The organism is Nocardia sp. JW2 (assembly GCF_051843015.1).
In the GTDB taxonomy this organism is placed as follows: domain Bacteria; phylum Actinomycetota; class Actinomycetes; order Mycobacteriales; family Mycobacteriaceae; genus Nocardia; species Nocardia coubleae.
In genome coordinates, this window is record NZ_JBPXLK010000010.1 from 124,565 (window position 1) to 150,506 (window position 25,942).

Below are 25,942 nucleotides of genomic sequence, written 5' to 3' on the forward strand. Positions count from 1 at the left end.
AACCAATCTAGCGTTGCGACCGATAGGCTCTCTCGGGTGACCGTCCAGAAGCCGGATTCCGGGCCCGCGTCCACGCCGTGGCGTTCCGACGCAGAGGCAGTACATCCGCTGGTCCGTAAAACGGCCGCGTGGTGCTGGCGGTTGCTGATCATCTTCGCGGCGCTGATCGCGCTCGGGATGATCGTGCAGAAGTTCGCGACGGTCGTTATCCCGCTGGCCATCGCGCTGCTGGCGGCCGCGCTGCTCGCGCCGCTGGTCGACTGGATGCAGCGGGTGGGGATTCCGCGCGCGATCGGCGTGTCGGTGGCGCTGATCGGCTCGATCGGGTTGCTCGCCGGGATCATGACCTTCGTCGTCGAACAGTTCGTCGACGGTGTGCCCGCGTTGTCCAACGAGGTCACCAACAGCGTGCACAAGGTGCAGGACTGGCTCATCAACGGGCCCGCGCACCTGAGCGACCAGCAGATCCGCAGTGCGGGCGACACCATCGTGCGCACCATCCAGGACAACCGCGAAAGCCTCACCAGCGGCGCGCTCACCACCGCCACGACCATCGGTCACATCCTCACCGGCGCGTTCCTGATCCTGTTCATCCTGATCTTCTTCCTCTACGGCGGCGATCAGATCTGGAACTTCATCACCCGGGTGGTGCCCACCGCGCATCGCGAAAAGGTCCGCACCGCAGGCGAACTCGGTTTCGGCACACTCGTCGGTTTCGTGCGGGCCACCGTGGTCGTTGCCGGTGTCGACGCGATCGGTATCGGGGCGGGGCTGGCGATTCTGCACGTTCCGCTGGCGCTGCCGTTGGCGTCGCTGGTGTTCATCAGCGCGTTCATCCCGATCATCGGCGCGGTCGTGGCCGGGTTCGTCGCGGTGTTCATCGCGCTGGTCACCAAGGGTTTCGTCACCGCGTTGATCGTGCTCGGCATCATCATCGCGGTGATGCAGCTGGAAGGGCATGTGCTGCAACCGTTGCTGCTCGGGCGCGCCGTGAGCATCCATCCGCTGGCGGTGGTGCTGGCGATCACCGCGGGCCTTGTCGTCGGCGGGATCGCGGGCGCGCTGCTGGCCGTGCCGCTGATCGCGGTGGGCAACACCGCGATTCGCTATCTGCTGGCGGACACTCCCGACGAGGCGTACGGCGAGCTCGCCGGTGCCAGGGACGGCGGCCTGTTCGACGCCGAACCCGACAAACCCGAGCCGGGCCGATTCGACGTGACCGCGCGGTTGCGCAAGGCGACAGACGAGTCCGGCGATGCGGACCCACACAGCTGAGCTGAGCTCGGCCGACGCGGCGACCGCGCCCCTGTGGCGGGCCGCCCAGGCATTCCGGCTGGTCACGTTGCTGTACGCGATCGGCCAGCAGATCGCGTCGGTGCCCTATTACCAGCATCCACGGCTGAGCTGGGTGCTGATCGCGCTGATGGCGATCTGGTCGGGTACCTCGGCCTTGCTGTTGTCGCAGTGGTACTTCCCCGAGGCCACCAGCCGGATTCGCGGGTGGGTCGTCGTCGGCGACCAGGTGGTGACGGTGCTGCTGATCGCCTCCACCCGGCTCGTCGCCGACTACGACTGGTATCACGGGCATCAGACCCTGCCGACCACGCTGTGGATCGCCAACTCGGTGATCTCGATGGCGATTCTGCGTGGACCCGTCGCGGGAGTCGTTGCGGGGCTTGTGATGTCGGCCGTTGTGGTGACCGTGCGTGACCAGTGGGGTCAGGACGTGTGGGGTGATGCGACCGCGCCCGTGCTGGTGTCGGTGGGGTTGGCGCTCGGATTGGCGGCCAATACGGCGCGGCGTGCGCAGGGGCAGCTCGAACGGGCGCTGCGGATCACCGCCGCCGCGCAGGAACGCGAGCGCTTGGCGCGTGAAGTGCACGACGGAGTGCTGCAGGTGCTCGCCTACATCAAACGACGCGGCGGCGAGATAGGCGGGGCGGCAAGCGAACTAGCGCAGCGGGCGGGTGAGCAGGAGGTGGCGCTTCGGGTGTTGCTCTCCGAACAGGGTGACCGGGCGGATTCCGGTGCGGCCGAGGTCGACCTGCGGCCGTTGCTCACGGCACACGCCACACCGAAGGTTTCGGTGGCCACACCCGGCGACCCGGTGCTCGTCGGAAGGCTTGTCGCCCAGGAGATCTCGGCTGCGGTGGCGACGGCGCTGTCGAATGTCGAATTGCATGCCGGCGCGGCGGCGAAAGCCTATGTCCTGCTGGAGGACACCGGTGACATGCTGGTGGTGAGCGTGCGCGACGACGGTGTCGGCATCGCACCGGGCAGGCTGGCCGAAGCGGCTGCCGAAGGGCGGATGGGTGTTTCGCGCTCGATCGTCGGGCGCATCTCGGCGCTCGGTGGCACCGCCGAACTGCTGAGCGAGGACTTCGGCACCGAATGGGAATTCCGGATCCCGCGCCACGCGGCGCACCGAGCGAGCTAGGAGCAGCGATGGGCGACATCAGCGTGATGGTGGTCGACGACCATCCGATGTGGCGCGAGGGCGTGTCACGCGACCTCACCGAGGCCGGGTTCACCGTGGCCGCCACCGCCGACGGGGTCGGCACCGCCACCCGCCGCGCCGCCGCCGTGCAACCCGACGTGGTGCTGATGGACATGCAACTCACCGACGGCAACGGGGCGACCGCCACCGCCGAAGTGCTGCGCGTATCGCCACACAGCCGGGTGCTGGTGCTCTCCGCATCGGACGAACGCGACGATGTGCTCGAGGCGATCAAAGCCGGGGCCAGCGGGTATCTGGTGAAGAGCGCGTCGGCCGCCGAACTCATCGACGCGGTGCGCGCCACCGCCGCCGGTCAGCCGGTGTTCACGCCCGGGCTGGCTGGAGTGGTGCTCGGCGAATACCGGCGCATGGCCACCGCACCCGCCGAACCCGATCAACCACACCGGCCGTCGCTGACCGAACGCGAGACCGAGGTGCTGCGGATGGTCGCCAAAGGGCTCTCCGCCAAGCAGATCGCCGCGCGGCTCAACCTCTCGCATCGCACCGTCGAGAACCACGTGCAGGCCACGCTGCGCAAACTTCAGCTCGCCAACCGGGTGGAACTCACCCGGTACGCCATCGAACAGGGCCTCGAGTAGGACACGGAATTGGGGGTTTGCCCTGATGCGCTGGTCGGTGTTCCTGGCTAGCCTCGAAACATGGGTGGTCCCGATTCCCTCTTCGCTCCCAGCGCCTTCGTCCCCGGCACGCCGACGGCGGGCCCGGTCGGCGACCGCGACCTGCGCGTCTCCGATTCCGAACGCGAACACGTCGGCCAGCTGCTACAGCGCGCCGTCGGCCTCGGCATGCTGTCGCTGGGCGAGTTCACCGAACGGATGGACACCGCGCTCGCGGCCAAGACGCGCGGCGAACTGAACGCCGTCCTCGTCGACCTGCCCGGCATGCGAGTCGCGGGTGCGCCGCAACCGGCCGCCATGCCCAAACCCCGGCACACCCCGGTTCCGGGCGGCACCAATCCGGCCGTCATCCGCAGCAGGCTGTCCAGCGTGCAGCGGCGCGGGCCGTGGCAGGTGCCGCCGAGGCTGCACCTCAACGGCCTGATGTCCGGGGTGACCCTCGACTTCACCTCGGCCGTGATGCAGACCCAGGTCGTCGAGATCCAGGTCGACGACTACTGCACAAGCCTCACCCTGCTCGTCCCCGCCGCCGCGACCGTCGACCTCAACGGCCTCACCCTCATCGGCTCCAGCGCCAACAACCGCGTCCGCACCGGCCCACCCATCGGCCCACTGCACCTGGTGGTCCACGGCCGCGTCCGGTTCGGCTCCGTCACCGCCAAGTACCCCCTGATGGTGCAATGGCGCCGCTTCCTCGGCCAATGATCAGGTAGGAAGAACCACCCCACCCGGGTGGTTCTACTCATGCCCGGCGACCGGGGTACGCGGACGATGGGTTCATGAACGCCATCGATCCTGCGCTGGTCGCACGCCTGTCGGATGAATTGACGACCCTCGGGACGCGGTTGGGTCGGGTCGGTGCGGATCTGGGTGTTCTGCGTGAACAGTTGAGCCGGCCTGGGCAGTCGGTCGGTACGCAAACCGGTGGGCGAGTGCCGACTGGACAGGAGTCCGCCGGGTGGTTGCTCGCGCAGGCTCGTCTGGCTGCGGCTCGTGGTGGCGCGGTTCGTGGTGACGTTCGGTCGGCTACAGGTTCCGGCGATGGTGCTGTGCGGGGCGCGACGAGTGGGTACCCGATCGGACAAGGGCAAGGAGTGCGGGAGTACGCGGCCGGAGGTTTCCCGACGCACGGTCAGGCGAGCTCGGGTGGGTCTGTGGCCGGACTCAGGCCGCCTGAATCGGTGCCCGGATCTACTTCGGCCGGTCCGGCGACATCCGGATCCGCAGTGCCCGTTCCGGGCGAGCCCGGGTTCGCGGTGCCGCCGGTGCCGGGCGGATCTCCTGCGCCGGGGACTGCCGTGCGAGGCTCCGTGCCGGATTACGCATCGGGAGCGGGGACGTATATGCAGGCGCCGTACGGTGCTCCGATCGGTGGGCGTGGCGGTCGGGGGCCGGGTGTCGGGCCGGTGAGGCCGGGTGGGGAGCCTCGGGTTGCGTGGTGGCAGCGGGAGGGGGTGATCGCGCGGGTGCTGGCGGTGGCTGGTGCTGGGGTCACCTTGATCGGGGTGTTGATGTTGTTGGTGTTGGCGGCTCAGGCGGGGTTCTTCGGGCCGGTGGCGAGAGTTGTTGCGGGCGGGGTGTTTTCGGTGGCATTGGTCGGGGTGGGCTGCCGGGTGATGGGGCGGGCCGGTGGGCGGGTCGGTGGATTGGCGTTGGTTTCCACCGGTATCGCGGGACTGTATCTGGATGTTGCCGCGGTGACCGGCTTTTACCGCTGGGTGCCGGGTGGGGTCGGGCTCGCGGTGGCGTTGATCGTGGCGTTGGTGGGGCTCGGGTTGGCGATGCGGTGGCAGTCGCAGCCGTTGGCGGTGGGGGTTGTGGTCGGGGCGGCGGTGTTGTCGCCCGCCGTGGCGAGCGAGTTGATGCTGCTCGCGTTTCTCGTGGTGTTGCAGGCGGCCGGGGTGCCGGTGCAGCTGCGGCGGGACTGGCCGGTGCTGCAGGTGGCACGCACCCTGCCGGTGGTACTGGCCGCGCTCGGGTTGATCGCCGTCAGCGGCTTCGAGGCGGGAATTGCCGGGGAGGAGGCAGCGCAGCGGCAAGGGTTGCTGATGGCGGCGATCGCGGGCGCGGTGGTCGGAATCGTCGGCGCTCTGCTGACGGTGCGGCGTCGCGCCGGGGACATCACCGCCAGTGTGACCATTGCCCTCACCGCACTGCCGGTGCTCGCCGCGGCACCGCTGTTCGACCGAGCGGTCTCCGCGTCCATCACCGGCGTGCTGGCCAGCGTGCTCCTCGCGGTGGCCGCGACCGCATTGCGACCGGAAATGGCCGCACGGCTGAACATCCCACGTCACATGGCTCTGGTCTCGGCGCTCACCGGTGCGGTTGCGCTGCTGCACACCTGCGTCACGGCGACCGGCGGCAATCCGCATTTCCTGCCGACCGCGCTGTTCACGGTCGCGCTCGCGTTCCTCGGTGTCGCCGCAGTCGGCCGAAACCGGGTTTGCGCAGTTCTCGGTGTTGCCTTCGCCCTGCTCGGCGGACTGGTGCTCTTCGCGATCGCCGACCCGGAAACCCTTGCGGCACAAAGCCTCGCGATCCGACACCTCGACGGTGCAACAGTGCTCGCCGCACTGCTCGGCCTCGGCACCGCCGCGATGGTCGCCTGGGCCGTGCGGCGACTGCCCGGCGGGAGCGACGCGCTCATCACCGGAACATGGGTCGCCGTCAGCCTCGCCAGCCTGTACTTCGTCCTGGTGGCGACGGTTTCGACGGGTGTGACCCTCAGTGGCACACAGGGTTTCCTCATCGGCCACAGCATCGCGACCATCATCTGGATGGCAGCCTCGACCACTGCCCTCTTCGTCGGCCTGCGCAACCTCCGCACCGCCCCCGCCGTCGCCAAAGTGTGCCTGGCCTCCGGCCTCCTGGTGGTCGCGGCGGCCCTCGCCAAACTCTTCCTCTTCGACCTGGCCACCCTCTCCGGCCTCATCCGCGTCGCGGCCTTCCTCGCAGTCGGCACCCTCCTACTCCTCACCGGCACCCGCTACGCCCAAGCCTTCGCCATCCCCGACCACACCGATTCGAAGCCCTGACCCCGTCGAACCCACCCCTACCGCGCTCCCAACCACGCGAGATCATCCAGCGAGCCAGTCGGCGTCGGACCATGAGGATGTGCTGAGGAGACGACTCCGGCCACGGTGATCCCGGAGGGGCCGTGGCCGGAGTTCTTGTCGGAGGGGGCTTACGGAGTCTCGTCGTTGCGGCGGCGGAGGAGTTCGTTGACGCTCACCGTGCGGCCGTCGTCGCCGTGGTGGCGGCCCTCGTCGACCGGAGTGCTGCCGCGGCGGGAGGACCGCAGTTGCGCCATCCAGTTCTCGATCTCCGTGCGGGTGTCCGCCTGGGGGTCGTCCTCGGGAGTCGCCGTCGAGCCGTTTTCCGAGGAGGCGGCGCCGTTCGTATCCGGGGCGGGCGGTGAAGACGGCTCTGCCGCATCGGAATTCGGGATCGGCGTGAATCCGGGAGGCGCTTGCCATCCGCCTGCCGTCCGCGCACTTTCACCGGTCGCGTGACCACCGTCGGCACCCTGATCGCCTGCCTCGTCGGCTGCGGTGAAGGGTGCGGTTTCGGGGTCGTCCCCCGCGGGGGACACCGGCTCGGCCGGACGCGATTCCGGCGACGTGGTCTCCGCGGCAGACACCGGAGTGAATCCGGGCGGTGCGACCTGAGGGCGCAGAACGTTCGGCGTGCGGCTCGTATCCGATTGTGCGGCAGTCTGTTCCCGCGCGGCAGGGTCCTGCGGCGTACGGCTCTCGGTCGATTGCGCGTTGTCCGGGGAACCTATTTGCGCGGACCGCCGCGCATTGTCGATCGACGCCCACATCGACGACGCACCGGCCGACATCGGCGGTTCCGCTCCCTCCGCGGTCGACGCATCGCCCGGGACACCATCGGTCCACGGGAGTTGCTGTGGGTCGACGGGAACCGGAGTGCCGAAGACGTTCTGGGCAGCCGGGGTCTGCGGTTGCGCGTCGCGTTCGTCGGGCGCGGGGCGGCGCATCGGGAGGTCCGGGAATTCCGGAAGATCGGCCGCCGGCTCGGCGGCCTGCTGCGCATCCGCGCGGTGGGCACCGGGAGTCGCGGTCAGGTCGGGTTTGGGCGGAACGAAACCCTGCGGACGTGAGTCCGGTTCGCGCGCAGCATCTTTCGTAGCGGGTCGGCTGCTCCGGTCAGCGGCGGGTGCCTGCGGTTCCGGTGCATCCTGCGATGCGCGACCCGACTCGTCCTCGCCGGTTCGCGGGAGCGGAGTGAACCCGTTGAAGGTTCCACCCGCCGGGAAGTCGGAAGGACGCGACACCGGACGCGGCGTCGGCGGGTGCACGATGCTGGGCGGTGGCGTCACTGGAGGCGGCGTGTTCACGATGCCCGACGGAGGCGTCACCGGGGGCGGAGTGTTCACGATGCTCGGCGACGGCGTCACCGGGCGCGGCGTATCGGTGCTCGGCCGAGCGGGCGTGACGATGCTCGGTCGGGATTCCGGTGTGTCCCCGGGGAATTCACCACCGACAGGCGTGCCAGGCGTCGAGATACGAGGCGTCGTCGGGCTGTATCCCGCAGGTGGCTTGACCCGCTCCGAACCGCGCGGCGCGGGCTCGTTGCCCCGGGAATCGGGCAGGTCGAGACCGCCGATCACACCATCGACGGGGCCTGCCACATCGGCCGGTCCGGAACCGCCGATCACACCGTCGACACCGAATTCCGCACGGCCCGAATGGTTCTCCGCGGCTGAATCGACGGGTGTCGAGCTCATGTACCTCTGATCATCTCCGGCATTCGAGCCGGGGGCAGGGGTTCCGGAACCTGCGCCGAAAACCTGGTGGTCGGAACGGTTTCCAGCTGCCGGATCCCCGGGCGCGACCGCACCATGATCCGGCCGGATCGCAGTCGACTTCCCGGAAGCGCCTGTATCCCCACGTCCCGATCGGAACGCGGTCGGGTCCCCAGTGGCGCCTGTTTCCCCATGTTCCGATCGGAACGCGGCCGGGTCCCCAGTAGCGCCTGTTTCCTCACGTCCCGATCGGAACGCGGTCGGCTCCCCGGGGGCGGCCGTATCCCCATGGTTCGATCCGTCTTTGGGCGATCCCATAGGCATGCCCGAATCCCCACGGCCAGAGCGATTTTCGCTGCCCGGCTCAGGGGCGGGTGAATCCGGCTGCACAGCAGGCAGCATCTGCGTCGGCTCGTCATCGGCGCCGACAGGCTTCGCCGAACCGGGCTGCACAACCGGCAGCACCCGCGTCGGCTCACCCGAAAGCATCGACGCGCGCGGCCGCGTGGGATCCGGCGACATCGGCTTGCGCGGCCGGGCCGGTTCGGCGGACTCGGTGATCTTGTCGATGCGCTGAGTGGGCGCCTCGGCCTCGATCTCGGCCACCGTGCGCGGACGACGCGGTGTCTTGGCCAGTTTGGCGTCGGGGACGGAGACCATCTGCATGGTCGGCGGGTCGGTGATCGGGGTGGTCTTCACCAGGTCGACGACGGTGCCCTTCTGTGGACGCTCGTCATCGAGGATGGGTTCGCCCAGGCCGATCTTCTCCTGGATCCGCTTCATCCACTTCGGCGCCCACCAGCAGTCGTCGCCGAGCAGTTTCATGATCGCGGGGACGAGCAGCATGCGCAGAACGGTGGCGTCGAGGAACAGCGCGGCGATCATTCCGTAGGCGATGTACTGCATCATCACCATGTCGGAGAAGGCGAAGGCGCCGGTCACCACGAGGAGAATCAGCGCGGCGGCGGTGATGATCCGACCGGTTTGCGCGGTTCCGATCCGCACGGCCTCCGTGGTGGATGCCCCCTGCGCACGCGCCTCCACCATGCGCGACAGCAGGAAGACCTCGTAGTCCGTCGACAGGCCGTAGATGATCGCGATGATCAGCATCAAGACCGGCGCGCTGATCGGCTGAGGCGTGAAGTTCAGCAGACCTGCGCCGTGACCGTCGACAAAGATCCAAGTCAGGATGCCGAGCGTTGATCCGAGACCGAGCGCGCTCATCAAGGCGGCCTTCAACGGCAGTACCAGTGAGCCGAACGTCAGGAACATCAGTACGGTCGTGGCGACCAGCACGAGCAAGATCATCCACGGCATCAGGTCCAGCAATGTGTCGATGCTGTCGGCCATCAGCGCTGGCTGACCCGTGACATACATCGTGACGCCGTCCGGCACCTCGATCGCGCGGATGTAGTCGATCGTCTGCTCGGCGCTGCCCGTGGGATCCACGAGGGTGGCGGAGGTGCGGAAAACCGTTGCGTCAGTGGGAGATTTGACCGGGACCTCGAACGGGCCGACCAGCCCGGGCGCTTGGTTGGCTTCCTTCCACACCTTGCCGATCGCGGTGGTGTTGTCCGAGACGAAGACCAGCTGAATCGGGTCGGTCTTCTTCTGCGGGAAGACCTCGTAGAAGTGCTCGAGCGCGAGACGGGTCGAGTTGTCCGGCGGAAGGTACTTCTCGTTGATGCCGCCGAATGCCAGGTCTTTGACCGGGATGATCAGCAGCAGCAGGCCGACAGTGATCGGAATGGCGATCTTGAGCGGGTGCCGCATGACCCAGCGGGTCGTGTTGCCCCAGAAACCGTTCTCGATCTGGTCGGCGGTCTTGGTCTTGCGGAATCGCTTGAGCCCGAGCATGTCCACGCGAGGACCGAGAATGCCGAGCATCGCGGGCAGGATCGTGATCGCGGTGAGCGCGGCCAGCGAGACGGCGGCGATCGTGCCGTACGCGACCGACCGCAGGAAGCCCTGCGGGAAGATCAGGATGCCGCCGAGGCTGGCGATGATCATGGTCGCGGAGAAGACAACGGTTCGACCGGCGGTCATCACCGATCTTCGAACGGCGGCAGCCGTGTCGTACCCCTCGGCCAGCTCTTCTCGGAACCGGCTGACTATGAAGAGTCCGTAGTCGATCGCCAGACCGAGACCGATCATCGATACGACGCCACCGACGAAGATGTTGACCTCGGTGAAGTTGGTCAACCCCATGACGAGGCCGTTCGCGCCGATGATCGTCAGACCCCCGATGATCAGGGGCAGGGCGGCGGCGACGATGCCGCCGAAGACGAAGAACAGCAGCACCGCCACCGCCGGAAAGGCCAGCAGCTCCATGCGTTTGGAGTCGTGGTCGAGCGTGTCGGTCAGGGTGACGCCGAGTGGCTGCAAACCCGAGACTTCGACATCGACGCCGGGAATGTCGAAGGCGCCCTGAACAGCGCGATAGTTGGCCATGACGGTGGTGTCGTTGTCACCGATGATGGCTATCGAGGCGAATGCGTGCTTCTTGTCCTTGGACCCGAATGCCGACGGCACCGCGGGCGCATCGCCCACCTTCCAATAGGTGCCGTTGATCTTGTCGATGTGGTCGGGGTGATCGGCGACAGCCTTGCTGAGGCTGTCCACGGCCTTCTGCCGGAACTCCGGGTCGTCGATCGTTTTGCCCTCGGGGGCGTTGTACATGACGATGACATCCGCCATGTGGTCGCGGCCGAAGGACTGGTCGGCGATCTCCGCGCCTTGCACCGACTCCGAGCCGGGGTCGAACCAGCCGCTCTGCGTCAGGCGCGGGCCGAGGCCCATGCCGTAGGCGCCCAGCGCCAACAACGCGGCCCCGACCACACCGATGACGGCGAATCGGAACCGATAGACCAGATCGCCCCAGCGGGTGAACACTTAAGCGACTCCTTGACCAGGGCGAGATGTGAGTAGCGCAGAAAGCGGCCGGAAGGGCTGCAACCATGCGCCCTCGTCGGGCAGCGAATCGAGGCTCACCCGCGGTAGCGGTTCCCGGAATACTCCCGGGATGTCCTCGAGGTCGACGAACTCGAGAGTATCGGAAGTGACAGCCCAACTCGCGTGCTCACGGAATCCGAGTACCTGAGCTGGGGTTCCCTTGGCGGCGATGGCTTCCAACGGTTCGCGGAAGGCTTGACCGTCGGCGGAGGCGACCATGATTCCGGCCAGTCCGCCGTGCCGGGCCCGCATGGCGATGTGGGCGAGCATGTCGGCGTCGACGTCGGAGTCCTCGTCGATCTTCGGCTTGGCGAAGACCGCGAAACCCACATTGCGTAATGCCTCGACCCAGGGTCGGACCACGTCGGCGGTGCCGGGGGCGATGTTGGTGAAAACGGTTGCTTCGGCTTCGATGCGGGTTTTGGAACCCACCGACAGCTCGGCGGTCCTGGCGAGCAGCCAGCGGCCGAGCGCGTCGAAGCGGGGACGATAAGCGGCCGTGGGACGTCCACCGAGGATGGCGCCGAGTCCCATGTCGAGGTTCGGCGCGTCCCAGACGAGCAGGACGCGCCGGACATCGGGCCCGGAACCGCTCAACGCCTCGGCGCCGGCACCTGACTGGTCGAGTTCCGGCATCTCGGGGGCGATCTCACTCACGCTCATCTCTCGATCTTCCCCCATATGAACTCGTTGATGACGCTTCCGGCACGCAGGCCTTTGCCCTCGAACTTGGTGACCGGCCGGTCGAAACCGATCGGCGCGGTGTCGCGGTTGGCCGCGCTGTCGCCACCTGTGGTGTCGTTCAGGCCGGTGAGCAGCGGTTCCTGTGAGCCTACTTCGAGAATGTGTTCGGCGTAGTCGGCGTGGTCGGTCGCCACGTGCAGCACCCCGCCGGGCTTCAGCCTGCTCGCGATCAGCGCGAAGGTCGGCGCCTGCAGCAGCCGGCGCTTGTGGTGGCGGGCCTTGGGCCACGGGTCGGGGAAGAACACGCGCACACCGGTCAGCGACTCCGGGGCAACCATGTTCTCCAGCACGTCGACGGCGTCACCGCGCAGCAACCGGATATTGCCGATCTCCTCGCGTTCCACCTGCTGCACCAGCTGGGCAAGGCCCGGTTTGTAGACCTCGATGCCGATGAGGTTCAGGTGCGGCTCGGCCTTGGCCATGGCGGCCGTGGCGGTGCCGGTTCCGCAACCGATCTCGATGACCAGCGGCGCGCTGCGCCCGAACCAGGCGTCGGCGTCGATGGGCTCGTTGGACACGTCCCGGCCGATCACCGGCCAGGTGCGTTCCCAGGAGGCCTGCTGGTTGGGCGTCAATGCCCCTCGGCGCGAGCGGAAGCTCGTCACGCGGGGGTAGAGCCGGGAGCCGGTGGTCGAGCGGCGGCCCGCTTCGTTCGGCATCTCCGAGAGCTTCAGGTGCTCCGGGGCAGTGGACGGCGGCCCGGGAACCGACTCGACAGGGTGGTTGGCGGCGTCGTTCACGTCGTCCATTGTCCAGCATGCGCCGAGTTACGTCGCAGCCGCCTCACGCCGGATCTGACAGAATGCCCTCCGAAAAGGGGGTGCGCGCAAATGCCGACAGGGACCATGACCGCACAGACACGGCCATCCGACCAGCTCGATCAGCTGATCTCGGACCTCGGCGCAGGTGGGGGAACCGACCCGGTGATAGCCGAGCGGCTCGTCGAGGCAGTACACCGCAGACGCAGGCCGTTGCGGATCCAGGTTGCGGGGCGCGCGCTCAGCGGGCGGACCACCGTCCTCGCGGCGCTGGCACTGCTGTCCGCGCAGGAGACCGACCCGGTCGACCAGCCCGAGCTGCCCGATCCCGTGCTCGACGGTGATCTGGTGGTGTACGTGCTGGCCGGCGCGCCGCAGGCGGCCGATCTGCGGGTACTGGAAACGTTGCCGAGGGACCGCAGCATCGTGGTGTTGAACAAGGCCGACGCGATGGGTTCGCGCTGGGGTGATGCCGTGGCAGCCGCCGAACGGTTCGCCCGTGAGCTGCGCTTGCCGGTGGTTCCGGTGGTCGCCTCGCTGGCGGCGCGCACCCGGGCGGGCAGCGTCGACGCGGCCGATCTGAGTGATCTGCGCAGGCTCGCGGTCGGCCCGGACGTGCCGTCGGTGCTGGCCGCTGACCTGTTCATCGGTGCCGGTTCCGATCAGGACGCCCGCAGGCGCCTCATCGAGAACTGGGACCTCTACGGCGTGGACTGCGCGCTCACCGCGCTGCGCGCCGACCCGGATCTCACCTCCGCCGCGCTGATACAGATCCTGCACTCAGCGGGCGGCATCGATCCGCTGCACCGGCTGGTCCACCGCCGTTACGAGCAGGTCGAAGCCGTGCGCGGGGGCGAACTGCTCGACGAGCTGGTCCGGCTGGCGGCACGTGCCGTCCCCGGTGACGGCGGCCGCGCCCGCGCGCTGATCGAGCAGTACCTGGCCGGTGACGAGGCCTTGTGGATCGGTCTGTGCGCCGGTCTGGCCTGCCCGCAGGTCGCCCACCTGGCCGCCGGATATCCCTCGCCCGCGCCCGGCGACGCCGACGAGGCGCTCTCGCGCGCCACCCGCTGGCGGGCCGTGGTGTCGAGCGACATGCCGCCCGCCGCCCGCCGCGCCGCGCTGCGCGTGCACAACGGGTACATCAGAGCCTGGGAGCGGATGAGCAGTGCCGGACTCTGACGAGGCCGCACTGCCCGCCGACGTCGACGCCGTCATCGAACGATGGAATCCGCAGGGTAAGGCGCTGCTGGGGGCGATGGCCGGTTCCGGCGCCGCCGCGAGCGTGCTGTTCTACGCCCCCGACGACGCCAACACCACCCTGCTGCGTACCGAACTGGCCCGCTTCGAACCGCGCATCGACCTGATCGATCCGGCCACCCCGACCACCGAACCCGCCCCGGCCCTGATCCTGTTCGACGCGGGCAGCGTGATCGGTGCCGACCTGCTCGCCCTCATCGACCGCCTGCGCGGCGCGGGCGCCCCGATCCTGCTCGCCATGAACGGCTTCCACGCCTATCAGGACTGGCGTGCGATGCGCGAACGCAGCCTCGCCCTGCTCGCCGCCCGCGGCAGCACCGACCTCGACATTCTCGCCGTCTCGGCCCGGCTGGCCGCCGCCGCCCGCGCCGCCGACGACTCCGCCCTGCTCGACCGCTCCGGTCTCGGCGCCCTGCATGCCGCCCTCGCCGCGGCCACCGCGCAGACCCCGGTCGACGGCGCCCGACGCCGTGCCGCCGTGCTCGCCCGCGTGCTCGCCGACACCAGGGCGCGCATCGCCGAGCAGATCGCCGCACTGCGCGCGGGCACCGAGACCGCGCGTATCCGGGAGGAGCGGGTCGCTCTGCTCGCCGAGCGCGACGGCGGCCGTCAGACCGGTCTCGCGGCGGTGCGCAGCCAGGTGCAGCTGGCCCGCGTCGACCTGTCGACCGAGGTGGGGGCCATGGTCCGGGCCCTGCACATGCGCTCACGCGCCGAACTCGACCGCTGCGACCGCACCGAACTGCGCGCCTACCCCGAGCGCTTGCAGCAGGCCGCCGGTGAGCTGTCGGCCGCGGTCGACGCCGTCATCGACGAGCGCGTGCTCGAGACCGCGCGGCGTGTCGGCACCGCCGCACCCGCCCAGCGCCGCTACGACGCGGCGCCCCGAGTTGGCCCGGAACCCACGCCGAGGCACCGTGGTGTCGAAGATCACCTGGTGATCGCGCTCGGCGCGTCGGCCGGTGTCGGTCTAGGCCGGTTGATCGTCGCGCCGCTGTCGCTGGTGCCGACGCTCGATGTGGCGAGCGTGCCGGTGGCGTTGCTGCTCGGCGCCGGTGCGGCGGCATGGGTGGTGCGTGCGCGCGGGCAACTGGCCGAACGCAGTCACATGTCACAGTGGGTGTCGGAGGCGCTGGTGAATGTGAAAGCCCAGCTCGAGCAGCGTGTCGCGGCCGTGCTGGTGGACGTGGAGGCGGAGCTGGCCGAACATGTCGTCCGCGAATCCACAGCCCGCGCGGTGGCGGTGGACCGGCGCATCGCCGAGCTCGACACGCTCGTCCGGCGCCTCGCCGCCGAGCGGCCCGCACAACTTTCCGCCTGCGAACGCGATATCGAGACACTCGACAAGGTGTGACGAGAACGATTGGTCCACCCGCCGATGGGTACTAGGTTGGGCGAACCCGATTCCTTATCGATCGTCATATCGCGTTAACCTTTAAGCAGGAACCTGGGCGTCCTGCTCCGTGCCAGTCGATGCGCGGCTCCGTCCGTGTGCGGCCCTGTACGCCGTCCATTGGGGTTGTGCGGTGGCTGGTTCGCTGCCGGACGTCTTCCCGCCACGGTGGCGCCCCCGCCCATCTCAGGAGAGTTTTCATGACCTCAGCGACCATTCCTGGTCTTCGTGGATCCGACGGCACCGCGCCGACCGAGCACAGTGAACTGCTCGCCTGGGTACAGGAAGTCGCAGAGCTCACTCAGCCTGACCGCGTTGTCTGGGCCGACGGCTCCGACGCGGAATGGGATCGCCTGACCACGCAGCTGGTCGAAGCGGGCACCTTCAAGAAGCTCGACGAGAAGAAGAAACCGAACTCCTTCCTCGCTCTGTCCGACCCCTCCGATGTGGCCCGCGTGGAATCGCGCACCTACATCTGCTCCAAGACCGAGGCCGACGCGGGTCCGACCAACAACTGGGTCGACCCCGCCGAGATGCGCGCCACCATGACCGAGCTGTACCGCGGCTCGATGAAGGGCCGCACCATGTACGTGGTGCCGTTCTGCATGGGCCCGCTCGGCGCCGAGGACCCCAAGCTGGGCGTGGAGATCACCGACTCCGAGTACGTGGTGGTCTCGATGCGCGTGATGACCCGCATGGGCCAGGCGGCGCTCGACAAGCTGGGCACCGACCGTCCGTTCGTGAAGGCGCTGCACTCCGTCGGCGCTCCGCTGGCCGAGGGCCAGGCCGACGTGCCGTGGCCGTGCAGCGACACCAAGTACATCACCCACTTCCCCGAGGACCGCGAGATCTGGTCCTACGGCTCGGGCTACGGCGGCAACGCGCTGCTCGGCAAGAAGTGCTACTCGCTGCGCATCGCCTCGGCGATGGCCCACGACGAGGGCTGGCTGGCCGAGCACATGCTGATCCTCAAGCTGATCTCGCCCGAGAACAAGGCGTACTACATCGCCGCCGCCTTCCCCAGCGCCTGCGGTAAGACCAACCTGGCGATGATCCAGCCGACCATCCCCGGCTGGCGCGCCGAGACCCTGGGCGACGACATCGCCTGGATGCGTTTCGGCAAGGACGGCCGCCTCTACGCGGTGAACCCGGAGTTCGGTTTCTTCGGCGTCGCGCCGGGCACCAACCACAGCTCCAACCCCAACGCGATGGCCACCATCGACGCGGGCAACACCGTCTACACCAACGTCGCCCAGACCGACGACAACGATGTGTGGTGGGAGGGCCTGGAAGGCGACCCGCAGCACCTCATCGACTGGAAGGGCAACGACTGGACGCCCGAGTCCGGCACGCACGCCGCGCACCCGAACTCGCGCTACTGCACCCCGATGTCGCAGTGCCCGATCCTGGCCCCCGAGTGGGACGACCCGCAGGGCGTGCCGATCTCGGCCATCCTGTTCGGTGGTCGCCGCAAGACCACCGTCCCGCTGGTGACCGAGTCGTTCGGCTGGGAGCACGGCGTGTTCATGGGCGCGACCATGGGCTCGGAGCAGACCGCCGCCGCCGAGGGCCAGGTGGGCACCGTCCGCCGCGACCCGATGGCGATGCTGCCGTTCCTCGGCTACCACGTGGGCGACTACCTCGACCACTGGATCGAGCTGGGCAAGAACGCCGACTCGACCAAGCTGCCGAAGATCTTCTACGTCAACTGGTTCCGTCGTGGCGCCGACGGCCGCTTCCTGTGGCCCGGATTCGGTGAGAACTCCCGCGTGCTGGAGTGGATCGTCGGCCGCATCGAGGGTTCGACCGGCGCGTCGTCCACCCCCGTCGGCCACGTCCCCACGGCCGCCGACCTCGACCTGGACGGCCTCGATGTCGACCCGGCCGACGTCGACGAGGCCCTCGCGGTGAACGCCGACGAGTGGCGCCAGGAGATCCCGTCGATCGAGGAGTGGTTCGAGTTCATCGGCGACCGCCTGCCCTCGGGTGTCCGCGACGAGTTCGAGGCTCTCAAGCAGCGCCTCGGCTGATCCCCCGAACAACGAACCGCCCGCGCCGATTTCCGGTGCGGGCGGTTTCGTTCTATTCGGGGAAGGGCGCGAACTTGACGAGCTGGATGAATCCGGTCGACGTCAGCCAGGCCACCCGCCCTTCGGGGACCGCGGCGGCCTCGGCGGCGAACACCGCGGCGAGGTGCTTCTTCAGCTGGTGACGAGGGTGCCGGGCGAGCAGTTCGCCGACCCATCGGGGATCGAGGTCGGCCAGCCGGTCGCCGAGCACGTCCACCGACGCGCCCGCGGATACGAAACCACCCGGGTCGCCGAGGTTCGCCGCGACGCCGGGGGTGAGATGGGCGGCGATGGCCGCACCGATGATCGCGGCCCGTTCGGCGGAGGCGCCGTGCCGCCGGGCGAGGCCGACCGCGCTCTCCCCGCCGACCACCGCGAAACACCTTCCAGGCGTCGGTGTTTCGAGGGCGATGTCGTGCAATAGACAGGAGACGTAGGCGATTTCGTCGTCGTACTCGGCACCGTCGAGGTCGGCGAGGGCGCGGCCGAAGAAGTAGGTGCGGAAGGAATGCGCCAGCAGTGCGTCCGAAAGTTCCTCGCGCGCGTGTAGTTCCGCCTCTCTGGCCAGCGGGGTGTCCGGGAGACGCACGTCCTCGACGCGTCCGGTGCCGCGCCGGCCGAGTGCCAAGCGCAGCCGTCCCGGCGCGAATCTCGGTACGGTGCGCCCGAGTACCGCCAACAGCCGACGGCGCTGCGCCGCGGTGAGGTTCCCGCCGGTGCGCTGTGCCCAGGTCCAGTCGAGGCCTGCCGGATTCGTCATCAGATCTCCCTTGTCGTGCCTGCGTCAAGCAAAGCCGGACCGGGGCGGGGAGAACGAGTGGCAGGTATGCCAGCAGTGCCCGGATTCGTGCCAAACTCGAGGAGTGATCTCGGTGGCCGCACTCGCCCTGGACGGCGTGATGACCTACGACCTCGCGTGTGTGGTCCAGATCTTCCGCCACGGACCGGGCCGGACCGGCGAGCCCGCCGGCTTCGACATGCGAACCTGCGCTGTACGTCCCGGTCCGGTGTGGACGCCGAACGGCTTCGAGCTGCGGGTGGAGCACGGACTCGAGCTGCTCGCCGACGCCGATCTGATCGTGGTCCCCGGCATCGGCCTCCCGACTCTGCCCACCCCGCCCCCGGCGCTCGACGCGCTGCGTGCGGCCGCCGCCCGAGGCGCAACCATCGCCAGTATCTGCGTCGGCGCCTTCGTCCTCGCCGAGGCCGGGCTGCTCGACGGCCGCCCGGCCACCACCCACTGGGGCTACTGCGACGAGTTCGCCCAGCTCTACCCGGCCGTGAAACTCGATCCCACCGCCCTCTACGTCGACGACGGCGACATCCTGACCTCGGCGGGCCTGTCCGCCGGACTGGATCTGTGCCTGCACATCGTCCGCCGCGAACTCGGTGCCGCGGCCGCCGCCGACCTCGCCCGCTGGAATGTGGTGCCGCCGCACCGCGAAGGTGGTCAGGCGCAGTACATTCCGCGGCCGATAGGGCGCGTTGCGGCGCACGGTGGCCTGGCGGCCACGCTCGATTGGGCAGCGGCCGATCCCGTGGCCGCCGTGGATGTCTCAGCGCTTGCCGCGCACGCGTTGATGAGCGAACGGACTTTCATCCGCCGCTTCAAGGCCGAGGTCGGCACCACGCCGCGCGCCTGGCTCGATGCGCAACGGCTCGGACGGGCAAGGGTACTGCTCGAGCGAACGACCTTCACCGTGGAGACCGTTGCCCAGCGATCGGGCTTCGGCAGTGTGACAGCCCTGCGCGAGCACTTACGTGCGGCGACCGGGCTTACACCGTCCGCATATCGACGCTCATTGCGTCATTGACCCACTTTCCCGACGCGAAGTTTCCTTTCGGGCACAAAATAAGACGATTCCCCCGTGTGAATTTCGGGTACCTATTTCGATGACAGAGAGTCGCTGGGGCAAGGGAATCGCCGTCACCTATATTCCCAGTCAGGTTTCTGTGAACGTCGCACCATCCCCCGAGCAAACTCCGTTGAGATCGACGCTGAGAGGTGGTTGACGCATGACCGATCTGGTGACCCGCCCGGAGGACGACACCTGCTCGAGCACGCCACTGCACCGGGTGGCAGGCCGCCTGCAGCGCGTCCTGCCACCCGGATGGCGCGTCGACGTCGTCGACCTGCCCGCCAACGGTGAGGTAGGTGCCCAACCGGTGCTGCGGGTAGTGATGCCCGAGGACTAGCCGGTCCAGCCCATCGGCATCAGGACCGACTTCTGCTCGCAGAAGGCGTCCAGGCCCTCGGGCCCGTTCTCGCGGCCGATGCCGGAACTCTTGTACCCACCGAACGGCGCGGTGGGGTCGAAGGCGTACCAGTTGATCGCGTAGGTGCCCGTGCGCACCCGTGCGGCGATCTTCGCGCCGCGTTCGATGTCGGTGGTCCAGACCGAGCCCGCCAGGCCGTACACGGAGTCGTTGGCGATGGCGACGGCCTCGTCCTCGGTGTCGTAGGGGATCACCGACAGCACCGGCCCGAAGATCTCCTCCTGGGCGATGGTGCTGGAGTTGTCGACGTCGGCGAAGATCGTCGGCTCGACGAACCAGCCGCGCTCCACCCCCTCGGGCCTGCCGCCGCCGAGGACCAGCCGCGCCCCCTCGGCCTTGCCCTTGGCGATATAGCCCTCCACGCGCTCGCGCTGCCGCTCGCTGATGAGCGGGCCGAACTGCACCGACGGGTCGGTGGGGTCACCGGTCTTCAGTGTGCTCACGTGGGCGACGAGCGCGTCGAGGATCTCTTCGTAGCGGCTGCGCGGTGCGAGGATGCGGGTCTGCGCGACACAGCCCTGCCCGCTGTTCATCAGACCGGAGAACGCGAGAACGGGAATGCTCGCCGCCAGGTCGACGTCGTCGAGAATGATCGCGGCCGACTTACCGCCCAATTCGAGGGAGACGGTCTTGAGTTGTTCGCCGGCGATAGCGGCGAGTTTCCGGCCGACGGCGGTACTTCCGGTGAAGGTCACCTTGTCGACGCCGGGATGACGGGCCAGGTATTCGCTCGCCTCGGCCTCGGCGGGCAGCACGGAGATCACACCGTCCGGCACACCTGCCTCGGTGAAGATATCGGCGAGGATATTCGCGCTGAGCGGGGTGAGTGGCGACGGTTTGAGCACGATCGTGCACCCCGCGAGCAATGCGGGCGCGAGTTTGTTCACCGCGAGGAACATCGGAACATTCCATGCGGTAATAGCGGCGACGACACCGCGCGGTTCCCGTGACACACGGGTAGTTCCGAACGGGCCGACCCGAGTCTCGTTCCAGGGGAAGGTCTTAGCGAGCGAGACTAACGCGTCGAGCGCCGCGACGGCGGGAATTTGGTTGAATGTCAAGGCGCCTACCGTTGTTGCGCCCATCTCGGCCGTGAGTGCGGCGAGCAATTCCGGGGAACGCTGCTCGATGAGGCGCGCGGCCTTGCCGAGCACCTCGGCTCGTTCCAGTGGATCCTTCTTCGGCCACGGTCCGCTGTCGAAGGCGTCGCGCGCCGCGGCGACCGCGGCGTCGACATCGTCCTTCGTTACCGCGGGCACGCTGCCCACGGTCTCCTCGGTGGCCGGTGAGACCACGGGAATGCGGTCACTACCGGCCGGGGTGGTCCACTTGCCGCCGATGAACAGACTGTCGTAGTGCATGAGAACACGTTACAGTTTCGCGGCCGGATTGTCTGCAACACGTTCTACTTTGCCTGGTCGCAGGCACTCTGAAGTGCGTGAATTCCAACCCGTCGGTTCGCTTTTCGGGAAAACGCACTATTGCGTTCTCGTGGTGAAAAGGGGATGCTTTAGCTACTGATCAGCTCGCTCGATTCATCGGACCTTTACAGCGAATTGGGGAGACCGACTCATGGCTGTGCAAGTGATCGGCCGATCGTTGATGACCAGCGACCAGACCGACCATCAAGCGAAGAGTGTGGGCAGTGGAGGATGGGTTGTGTCATTCCTTCCGGGCCGCACACTGACGATCGAGCAGGCAACTGCCGCCATTCAGGCCGCTGAGGCGGTCGCGATGGTCGGGGCGCTCGCCGATCAGGTCGGCCTGACCACGTTGGAGACCGTCGGCCTCGCGATTCAGGAATCCCCGTGGGCCAGTGCGTTACCCGAGCCGGTGCGCCGGACGCGGCGATTGAGCTGGCTGGCCTGAATCACCGTTTCGTCGCCACCACAACGAGATTGCTCACGAGTAGCTCGCGAATCACCGGAATCCGAACCAGCCACCACGCCCAGCGCGGGTGATAACGAGGAAAAACGGTTCGCACGTCCGCCGGTGTCGTTGCCGCCCAGCGCAAACCGTCGGCGGCGGTGACAGCGAACAGTGACCTGCCGAATCTGTTCTTGGGTTCACGACCGTGCTTACGGAAGTACCTTCGGGCCGCATACTCGCCGCCGAGGTAATGCCACAGCCCGGTCTCGTGCCCACCGAACGGCCCGTGCCACACCGTGTACGAGTAGACGATGAGCCCGCCGGGCTTGGTCACGCGGACCATCTCGTCGGCCATCGCCCACGGCTCGGGGACGTGTTCGGCGACGTTGGAGGAGAAGCACACGTCGAAGGCGTTGTCGCGGAACGGGAGCGCCATGCCCGAGCCGCGCACCGAACCGGCCACCCGCAGGCCCGCGGCGTGCATCTCCGACGGGTCGGGTTCCACCGAGATATAGCGCGCACCGCGTGCGGTGAACTCGTCGGCGAAGTAGCCGGGCCCGCCACCCACGTCGAGCACCACGGTTCCGGCGAGATCGCGGCCGGTGATGTCGGCGTAGAAGTCGTCGATCAGCTCGGCGCTGTCGGTGGCTATGCCGCCGTAGAACCTGGCCGGGTCGGACTGCTCGAACCGGAAGCTCGTCAGCAGGCGCACGGAGCGGCGCAGCGTGGCGCGACGGGCGAAGCGGGGGGCTCGGCCCGGCTGGTCGGTTCTCGGCGGGGATGCGGTCGGCACGGCAGGAGTTTAGGGGCTCGGCGGCGGCGCATCGCGGCCGTGTGCGGGTTCGGCGGTGATATTGCCGTGTCGCGTGGGCCACACCCGCTAGGGTGGTGGCCGACGTTTGTCCGAAGCCGATCCGATTGCGAGCCCGACCGTGCGTGAAGTCCTCCTGTTGTGCTGGCGTGACACGGGGCACCCACAGGGCGGCGGCAGTGAGCGGTACCTGGAGCAGGTGGGTGCGCAGCTGGCGGCCCGAGGGGTCAAGGTCACCCTGCGTACGGCCGGGTACCCCGGTGCGCCGCGCCGCGAGCGGATCGACGGTATCGACATCAGTCGCGCCGGTGGCCGCTTCACCGTGTACCCGCGCGCGCTGGCCGCCATCCTCGCCGGTCGGCTCGGTGTCGGCCCGCTGCGCGGTGTGCGGCCCGACGTGGTGATCGACACCCAGAACGGCATCCCGTTCTTCGCGGCGGTCACCGGTGTGCCGTCGGTGGTGCTCGTGCACCACGGACATCGTGAGCAGTGGCCGGTCGCCGGGCGGCTGGTCGGGCGGATCGGCTGGTGGATCGAGTCCAAGCTGTCGCCGCGCGTGCACCGCGACAACCAGTACCTCACGGTGTCGCTGCCCTCGGCCGAGGAGCTGTCGGTGCTCGGGGTGGACCGCGAACGCATCGCCGTCGTCCGCAACGGTGCCGAGCCGGTGCCCGCCGAGGTCGTCCCCGGCGGCGCGAGCACCCGCGCCACCCACCCACGCATCGCCGTGCTGTCCCGTCTCGTCCCGCACAAGCAGATCGAGGACGCCCTCACCGCTGTCGCCACGCTGCGCGAACGCTTCCCCGACGTGCACCTGGACGTGATCGGCGACGGCTGGTGGGCGCCCAACCTGCGGGCGTGCGCCGACGACCTCGGCATCACCGACGCCGTCACCTTCCACGGCCACGTCGACGAACGCCGCAAGCACGAGATCCTGGCCACCGCGTGGGTGCACGTGATGCCCTCCCGCAAGGAAGGCTGGGGCCTGGCCGTCATCGAAGCCGCCCAGCACGGCGTGCCGACCATCGGCTACCGCAGCTCCCGCGGCCTCACCGACTCCATCGTCGACGGCGTCACCGGCCTGCTGGTAGACGACGCCCCCGCCCTGGCCCGAGCCGCCGCCGACCTCCTCGCCGACCCGGAAACCCGCGCGATGATGGGCGAAAAGGCCCGCGCCCGCGCCCACGAATTCTCCTGGGAACAAACAGGTTCCGGCGTCTACGAAGTCCTCGCCGCCGCAGCCCGGGGCACCTACACCACCGGCCTCGTAGCCCCGTCAGCTCTCAATCACTGAACACATCGTCAACGCTCTGCGCCCCGATCGCCCGATCGAGCCATTCGCCGAGCTGTACTCGGTCGTGACACGACACGATCTTGTCTTCGGCCGCCGAGGAAACGTCTATCCCTCGGCGGCGCAGAATCCGCAGAATGCTGTGCGAAACACCCTCTTCGCGCCCTTCTGCGCGGGCTTCTTCACGCATCCGCTGCGATGTCTCGGAGCGGAAGAACGACAGGTCTACCGACATCAACTTCCTCCAGATTCGGGCGCCTCGCGTACGGCCGAGGCCCAGTTCGACAAGTTCGGCATAAAAGGGAAGGTCGAGTGCGTGGAAGGCGCGGGCGAAGGTGCGCGCATCGTGCCGGAAGATCCGGTGCATAGCCTCGTGCTGTGAGGTGACCATAGCGAGCGAACATAGGTCGTCGATGGCTCGCGGCGGTATTGGTGCGGTGTGTTGTGCGACGCGCGAGGAATCGCCGGATGACACTCCGTCAGTTGGGGTTTCGGCGGAGGCCGGCAGTGACCAGCGCTGCGAGGAGGAGGGTGGCCCAGAGGAGGTGGGCGGTGGCGGAGATTCGGCGTTGGGTGGGGGTTGCGGTGTCGGTGAGGGTTGGGTTGGGGATTCGGTAGAGGGCTAGGTCGGGGTCTTCGTAGGTGAGTTCGGTTGTGGTCAGGGTGGATCGGGAGGCGCCGAGGGGGCCGGGGGTGGTGCGTTCTATGAGGATCCAGCCGACGCCGAGGGCGGCTAGGTCGGTGGCGGGGGCGCCTTCGAGCAGAGCCGTTTCGACTGTGCGGGCGCGGTTTCCTTCGCCTGCTACGGCGTAGCCGCGGACGCGGAGTTCGCCTGTTTGGAGGACGTCGTGGGGGAGGATGCGGGGGGCGGGGTCGAGGACGGGAGCTGTTCCGCTGTAAGGGAATCGGCGGAACATGCCTGCGGGGAGGACGGCCACGTCGCCCGGCGCGTCGATGTGTTCGACGACTTTTTCCCAGCCTGCGGGGTAGCGGACGGGGCGCATCTCGCCGCCGACGCCCCACGCCAGATCAGGGAGAGGGAGAATCAGCAGTCCGATGAAAAGTGTTGCGACAGCTGCTGTTCCGGTTCGCACGCCGTCGTGGATCGTCGGCGCGAACCTGCGGGCGAAGGTGAGCACGGTGGTGCAGGCGGCCGCCGCACACAACACATACGCGGGCATCGCGAGCGCCACGTATTTCTGGCTGTCACGCAACAACCCCGCACCGGGCACGTGCGCGACCAACCATTCGCCGACCGCGATCCCCCCGCTGGTCGCCCCGAGCGCGGGCACGACCACGGCCACCACCGCGATGACCAGCAGCGCCCGGTGCCCCCGCGCCCACACCGCCCGCACTCCGAGCGCGACTATCCCGAGCAACAACATCGTGGCGACGAACGCCACCGGCGTTGTCCGGCTGCCCGGAACCGCTTCCGCGTTCCAGATCCCCCCGAGCCCGGCCAGGCTCCCCAACGTCCCCAACCACGGCTCCGCCCGCGCCGCGAACGCCGAAACCCCCTCGGGATCCGACGGCTCGGCACCGGCTCCCAATGCGGTCGCCGTCAACCACGGCGCACACGTGAGCACCCACAGAACGGCAGCGGGCAGCATCTTCCGCCACCCGATCGTCGCCAGTCCGATGACGGCCGCCAGCAACGACCCGGTCGGCGTCAACCCGGCTGCCGCGAACGCCGCGACCAGCGCAGCCCACACACCGACACGTGCTCCAGCGCGGGAACGGCGGGCCTGAACACTGCTCCATGCGCGTCCGATAATCGACCCGGACGCACGTGCCGAGTCGACCTCGCTGAGGCTGCCCGGTGATCCTCTGCCGGCGCCGGTCTCGGCGGTCGAGTCTGTACCCGACCCGGTTCCAGAGGCGAGGCTCGCCTCGGTGTGGCCGCGCCCCGAGCGCACGTCGACTGACGAATCGACCTCCGGCTCGCGCAAACGCGCTGCCGCCAACGCCACCCAGGGCAAAGCCGCATACCCCGCGAGCAGACTCCAATGCCCTTGGAGAAGACGTTCGGCGACGAAGGGATTCCAGAGGGCCAGGGTCGCGGCGACGAGTTGGGGGCCGGTGGTCGCGCCGACGAAGCGGCGGGCGAGGACGGCGGCGCCGTACCCTGCCGACCACAGGGAAACGATCAGGATGGCTTTGACGAGGATGCCGCCGTCGACGACGGGGGAGAGGACGGCGAGCAGCGCGTCCTGGGGCACCGCGCGGGGTGCGGCCGCGCCGAGACCGAGCGCGGAGTCGGTCAGATAGGAGCGCGGGGTACTCACCGCGTCGCGCAGCAGCAGGTACCCGGAGCCTGCCAGCGGGCCGACGATCACAGCCGTGAGGAGCGCGCAGTACGCGGCAACCCAGAGCCTCGCGCTACCTGTCACATCAGAGCACCCTAGATGCTTGCGGTGAGCGCAGCGGGGCCCGCCCTGATCTGGATCGACCAGAGAGTGCGACAACGCGAAGGGCCCCGCCTCGAGCGCGCCGGCGCTCCAGAAGCGAAGCGCAGGGTGAGTCCGCTCGGACTCACATTTCGGGGTACCGCCCACCGCAGGGGCGATGAGGTGCGACGATGGGGCGTGTCTTCGGTCCGCCGCCCCCCTGTTGTT

The 25,942-nt window shown here is 68.6% G+C and carries 19 protein-coding genes and 1 pseudogene; 12 read left to right on the forward strand and 8 right to left on the reverse strand.

The features are described 5' to 3' along the window. The first annotated feature begins 36 nt into the window (after positions 1-36). The 5 genes from ACSVDM_RS16500 (at position 37) to ACSVDM_RS16520 (ending at position 6,170) form a co-directional block, all read left to right on the forward strand. Entirely contained in the window at positions 37-1,275 is a 1,239-nt protein-coding gene (locus ACSVDM_RS16500) for an AI-2E family transporter (protein ID WP_067643536.1), read from the forward strand. Beyond that, positions 1,256-2,437 (forward strand): MacS family sensor histidine kinase, encoded by a 1,182-nt coding sequence (gene macS / locus ACSVDM_RS16505; protein ID WP_439265955.1) that lies wholly within the window; start codon positions 1,256-1,258, stop codon positions 2,435-2,437. Before ACSVDM_RS16500 ends, macS begins: the two co-directional genes overlap by 20 nt. A gap of 8 nt (positions 2,438-2,445) precedes the next feature. Further along, entirely contained in the window at positions 2,446-3,096 is a 651-nt protein-coding gene (locus tag ACSVDM_RS16510) for a response regulator (RefSeq protein WP_067643539.1), read from the forward strand. Between the two features lie 60 nt (positions 3,097-3,156). Further along, positions 3,157-3,840, forward strand: a complete 684-nt coding sequence (locus ACSVDM_RS16515) for a DUF1707 SHOCT-like domain-containing protein (protein ID WP_084457505.1) — start codon at positions 3,157-3,159, stop codon at positions 3,838-3,840. A 638-nt stretch (positions 3,841-4,478) separates the two neighbouring features. Next, a complete protein-coding gene (locus ACSVDM_RS16520) occupies positions 4,479-6,170 on the forward strand; it encodes a DUF2339 domain-containing protein (RefSeq protein ID WP_439265958.1) in 1,692 nt (563 codons plus the stop codon). 2,078 nt (positions 6,171-8,248) lie between these two features. On the opposite strand, the pseudogene ACSVDM_RS16525 reads toward ACSVDM_RS16520, so the two are convergent. The 3 genes and pseudogenes from ACSVDM_RS16525 to trmB all read right to left on the reverse strand — a co-directional run. Further along, a pseudogene (locus ACSVDM_RS16525) lies at positions 8,249-10,795 on the reverse strand (MMPL family transporter); the annotation flags it as partial. Further along, positions 10,796-11,518 (reverse strand): NYN domain-containing protein, encoded by a 723-nt coding sequence (locus ACSVDM_RS16530; RefSeq protein ID WP_067497765.1) that lies wholly within the window; start codon positions 11,516-11,518, stop codon positions 10,796-10,798. Beyond that, positions 11,515-12,258: a tRNA (guanosine(46)-N7)-methyltransferase TrmB gene (gene trmB, locus ACSVDM_RS16535; RefSeq protein ID WP_243749826.1), complete on the reverse strand. Its 744-nt coding sequence runs from the start codon at positions 12,256-12,258 to the stop codon at positions 11,515-11,517. Before trmB ends, ACSVDM_RS16530 begins: the two co-directional genes overlap by 4 nt. A gap of 186 nt (positions 12,259-12,444) precedes the next feature. On the opposite strand from trmB, the gene ACSVDM_RS16540 reads away from it, so the two are divergent. The 3 genes from ACSVDM_RS16540 (at position 12,445) to ACSVDM_RS16550 (ending at position 17,040) form a co-directional block, all read left to right on the forward strand. Next, entirely contained in the window at positions 12,445-13,539 is a 1,095-nt protein-coding gene (locus tag ACSVDM_RS16540; RefSeq protein WP_245655517.1) for a hypothetical protein, read from the forward strand. Then, positions 13,526-14,971, forward strand: coding sequence for a hypothetical protein (locus ACSVDM_RS16545; RefSeq protein ID WP_439265961.1), 1,446 nt, complete (start codon positions 13,526-13,528; stop codon positions 14,969-14,971). Before ACSVDM_RS16540 ends, ACSVDM_RS16545 begins: the two co-directional genes overlap by 14 nt. Positions 14,972-15,210: 239 nt before the next feature. Continuing rightward, complete coding sequence (locus tag ACSVDM_RS16550; protein WP_067497193.1) at positions 15,211-17,040, forward strand: phosphoenolpyruvate carboxykinase (GTP); 1,830 nt, start codon at positions 15,211-15,213, stop codon at positions 17,038-17,040. A 52-nt stretch (positions 17,041-17,092) separates the two neighbouring features. On the opposite strand, the gene ACSVDM_RS16555 is transcribed toward ACSVDM_RS16550, so the two are convergent. Next, entirely contained in the window at positions 17,093-17,839 is a 747-nt protein-coding gene (locus tag ACSVDM_RS16555; RefSeq protein ID WP_439265963.1) for an HD domain-containing protein, read from the reverse strand. Positions 17,840-17,942: 103 nt separating this feature from the next. Here ACSVDM_RS16555 and ACSVDM_RS16560 point away from each other — a divergent pair, with 103 nt between their 5' ends. Both ACSVDM_RS16560 and ACSVDM_RS16565 read left to right on the forward strand, forming a co-directional pair. Then, positions 17,943-18,893 carry a GlxA family transcriptional regulator gene (locus ACSVDM_RS16560; protein ID WP_439265965.1) on the forward strand — a complete coding sequence of 317 codons (951 nt, stop codon included), beginning with the start codon at positions 17,943-17,945 and terminating at the stop codon, positions 18,891-18,893. Between the two features lie 202 nt (positions 18,894-19,095). Next, positions 19,096-19,275 carry a hypothetical protein gene (locus tag ACSVDM_RS16565; protein WP_067497189.1) on the forward strand — a complete coding sequence of 60 codons (180 nt, stop codon included), beginning with the start codon at positions 19,096-19,098 and terminating at the stop codon, positions 19,273-19,275. Here the strand turns inward: ACSVDM_RS16565 and ACSVDM_RS16570 are convergent. Further along, on the reverse strand, positions 19,272-20,717 hold the full coding sequence (locus ACSVDM_RS16570) for an aldehyde dehydrogenase (RefSeq protein ID WP_439265967.1): 1,446 nt from the start codon (positions 20,715-20,717) through the stop codon (positions 19,272-19,274). The genes ACSVDM_RS16565 and ACSVDM_RS16570 overlap by 4 nt on opposite strands. A 298-nt stretch (positions 20,718-21,015) precedes the next feature. Here ACSVDM_RS16570 and ACSVDM_RS16575 point away from each other — a divergent pair, with 298 nt between their 5' ends. Beyond that, positions 21,016-21,225 carry a hypothetical protein gene (locus tag ACSVDM_RS16575; RefSeq protein ID WP_243749784.1) on the forward strand — a complete coding sequence of 70 codons (210 nt, stop codon included), beginning with the start codon at positions 21,016-21,018 and terminating at the stop codon, positions 21,223-21,225. A gap of 1 nt (position 21,226) precedes the next feature. Here the strand turns inward: ACSVDM_RS16575 and ACSVDM_RS16580 are convergent, their stop codons facing one another. Next, positions 21,227-22,018: a class I SAM-dependent methyltransferase gene (locus ACSVDM_RS16580; protein WP_067643553.1), complete on the reverse strand. Its 792-nt coding sequence runs from the start codon at positions 22,016-22,018 to the stop codon at positions 21,227-21,229. A gap of 139 nt (positions 22,019-22,157) precedes the next feature. On the opposite strand from ACSVDM_RS16580, the gene ACSVDM_RS16585 reads away from it, so the two are divergent. Continuing rightward, entirely contained in the window at positions 22,158-23,330 is a 1,173-nt protein-coding gene (locus tag ACSVDM_RS16585; protein WP_439265970.1) for a glycosyltransferase family 4 protein, read from the forward strand. On the opposite strand, the gene ACSVDM_RS16590 is transcribed toward ACSVDM_RS16585, so the two are convergent. Together ACSVDM_RS16590 and ACSVDM_RS16595 are read right to left on the reverse strand one after the other, a co-directional pair. Beyond that, positions 23,320-23,718, reverse strand: a complete 399-nt coding sequence (locus ACSVDM_RS16590) for a hypothetical protein (protein ID WP_439265971.1) — start codon at positions 23,716-23,718, stop codon at positions 23,320-23,322. The two genes, ACSVDM_RS16585 and ACSVDM_RS16590, sit on opposite strands and share 11 nt — an antisense overlap. 88 nt (positions 23,719-23,806) lie before the next feature. Next, positions 23,807-25,717: a hypothetical protein gene (locus ACSVDM_RS16595; RefSeq protein WP_439265973.1), complete on the reverse strand. Its 1,911-nt coding sequence runs from the start codon at positions 25,715-25,717 to the stop codon at positions 23,807-23,809. Positions 25,718-25,942 lie beyond the last annotated feature (225 nt).